Raw genomic sequence first — 2,625 nt, 5'->3', positions numbered from 1 at the left:
TGCTGATCCATCACCGCCGCTTCGAGCAGGAGCGGGGTGTCATGCCCCCGCCCTGAGGCTTCAAAGCGCGTCGTTGTCCAGCTCGCCGGTGCGTATGCGTATCACCTGCTCCAACGGGGTGACGAAGATCTTGCCGTCGCCGATCTTGCCGGTGCGCGCCGCGTTCTGGATCGCTTCGACCACCCGCTCGACCTGATCGTCGCCTACGGCAACTTCCAGCTTGATCTTGGGCAGAAAGTCGACCACGTACTCCGCGCCGCGGTACAGCTCCGTATGGCCCTTCTGGCGGCCGAAGCCCTTGACCTCAGTGACGGTGATACCCTGCACGCCGACCTCGGCGAGGGCTTCGCGGACGTCGTCCAGCTTGAAGGGTTTGATGACTGCCACGACCAGCTTCATAGGGATCTCGTCCAGTTCGGCTCTAACGGCACATTTTGCCTGTCGGGAGCCAGTTATCGCCACCATGGCGGATATGTAGGAAAATTCCTACACAGTTTAGTGGAGCAGGATGATGGCGGCGGATTTTCTCCATCTCATACACTTTTCCTCGACAAGCTCGAGGTGCCTACCATGATGGATAGGCGGGATATCGATCAACTTGCCCTGCGACTTGTTTCGTTGGTTCCGCCAGGACTGGCAGAGGCGCATAAGGATTTGCGCGCCAATTTCAGCGATGTCCTGGCACAAGGATTGCGCCGCCTCGATCTAGTCACACGCGAAGAGTTCGACGTTCAAACCCAAGTATTGGCCCGTACCCGGGCTAAAGTGGAGGAGCTCGAACGTCGCGTCGCAGCTTTAGAGGCTGACGCCCCGGGTTGATGCTCAGGCGGTAGCCCACTTTCCGGGAGCCGCCTCCGATCGTCACCCTCACCCCGAGAATGGTCGGGGGCGGCTGTTTTATGCAGGCTGACAGGAGCACAGGGATGTCGCGTGTCTGCAATCAGGCCGATGCAGCAAAGCCGTCTCCGAAGGATGTCTGGCTTTCGGGAGACGACCGTACATCATGAGCCTTGCCGTCACATTGAGCCGCGCCCAGGCAGGGGTTGCCGCGCCGCAGGTGATGGTTGAAGTGCATCTGTCCGGCGGCCTGCCGGCTACACATATCGTAGGTTTGCCCGAAGCGGCAGTGCGTGAAGCGCGCGATCGCGTGCGTGTGGCTATTCAGAGCGCCGCCTTCGAATATCCCAATCGGCGCGTTACTGTAAATCTCGCACCGGCCGAGCTGCCCAAGGATGGCGGCCGCTTCGATCTGGCTATCGCGCTGGGCATCCTGGCTGCGGGCGGTCAGGTGCCGCGCGAGAAGCTGGACGATTGCGAGTTTCTCGGCGAGCTGGCGCTGTCGGGCGCGCTGCGCGGTGTGTCCGGGGTATTGCCGGCGCTGTTGCGCGCACGCGCGCGCGGACGGCGTGTGGTGGTGCCTCGTGCGAACGCCGCGGAGGCCGCACTGATCCCCGAGGTCGATGTGCGCGTGGCCGATACGCTTTCGGAAGTCTGTGGCTGGCTGCACGGTGCGCAGGATCTACCTCAGCCCGCCACGGCGATCGAGTCCGGCGACGAGTTCGGCCTCGACCTGGCCGATGTGCGCGGTCAGGCGCAGGCGCGCCGCGCGCTGGAAATCGCCGCCACCGGCGGTCACCACCTGCTGCTGGTCGGCCCCCCCGGTACCGGCAAGACAATGCTGGCCGCGCGCCTGCCGAGCATCCTGCCGCCGCTCACCGAATCGGAGGCCTTGGAAACCTGTGCCGTGCTGTCCGTCGCGGGGCAGGAAGTCGATCCGCGCTATTGGCGTCGTCGCCCGTTCCGCGCGCCGCACCACACCGCGTCGGCGGCAGCCCTTGTCGGTGGCGGCTCGGACCCGCGGCCGGGTGAAATCTCGCTTGCGCACAATGGCGTGTTGTTCCTGGACGAACTACCGGAATTCACCCGGCACGTGCTCGATGTGTTGCGCGAGCCACTGGAGACCGGGCATATCGCTATTTCGCGGGCAACACGCCAATCCGTATTCCCCGCGCAATTTCAATTGGTCGCGGCGATGAATCCTTGCCCTTGCGGCTATGCTGGCGACCCGCGTCAGCGTTGCCGGTGCACGCCGGACCAGATCCAGCGCTATCGCAATCGTGTTTCCGGTCCGTTGCTCGACCGCATCGATCTGTCGCTGGAAGTACCGCGGGTACCGGTTTCGGAAATCGGTGCGCCGCGTGGCGCGCAAGATGAGGATTCCGCCACGGTGCGCGCGCGCGTACTCAAGGGGCGACATCAGGCCCTGATGCGGGCCGGCCAACCCAATGCCGAAATCAGTACGCGGGAGCTGGAGCGCGACTGTGCGCTGGGCCCGGCGGAGCGGCGCTGGTTCGACGCTGCCTTGGAGCGCCTGGGATTATCGGCGCGGGCCTATCACCGCACTCTGCGCGTAGCGCGAACGATTGCCGACCTGGACGGCGGCACGGCGGCACTGGATGTCAGTCACCTGGCCGAGGCATTGCAGTACCGCCGGTACTAAACCCAGCGTAGCTCCCGCGCTCGGAAGCCCTCCCTATCTTGGCGACACGGTCTTGCCATAAGGCACGGCCGTCGCGACAGAAAGGAGTCTCCAAAAAACCTCTCGCTATCCTGCGCACGTGGGCG

3 protein-coding genes are annotated in these 2,625 nt (G+C 64.3%); 2 read left to right on the top strand and 1 reads right to left on the bottom strand.

Going from position 1 to position 2,625, the window contains the following annotated elements; genetic code table 11:
• Window positions 1–60 precede the first annotated feature (60 nt).
• On the bottom strand, window positions 61–399 hold the full coding sequence (gene glnK / locus VIM98_RS16720; RefSeq protein WP_331994248.1) for a P-II family nitrogen regulator: 339 nt from the start codon (window positions 397–399) through the stop codon (window positions 61–63).
• 171 nt (window positions 400–570) lie between these two features.
• Here glnK and VIM98_RS16715 point away from each other — a divergent pair, with 171 nt between their 5' ends.
• Window positions 571–819 (top strand): accessory factor UbiK family protein, encoded by a 249-nt coding sequence (locus VIM98_RS16715; RefSeq protein ID WP_331994249.1) that lies wholly within the window; start codon window positions 571–573, stop codon window positions 817–819.
• 184 nt (window positions 820–1,003) lie between these two features.
• On the top strand, window positions 1,004–2,500 hold the full coding sequence (locus VIM98_RS16710; RefSeq protein ID WP_331994247.1) for a YifB family Mg chelatase-like AAA ATPase: 1,497 nt from the start codon (window positions 1,004–1,006) through the stop codon (window positions 2,498–2,500).
• The last annotated feature ends 125 nt before the right edge of the window (window positions 2,501–2,625 follow it).

Source organism: Dyella sp. (assembly GCF_036568765.1).
Taxonomy (GTDB): Bacteria; Pseudomonadota; Gammaproteobacteria; order Xanthomonadales; family Rhodanobacteraceae; genus GSA-30.
This window is presented reverse-complemented; position numbering and strand designations above follow the sequence as displayed.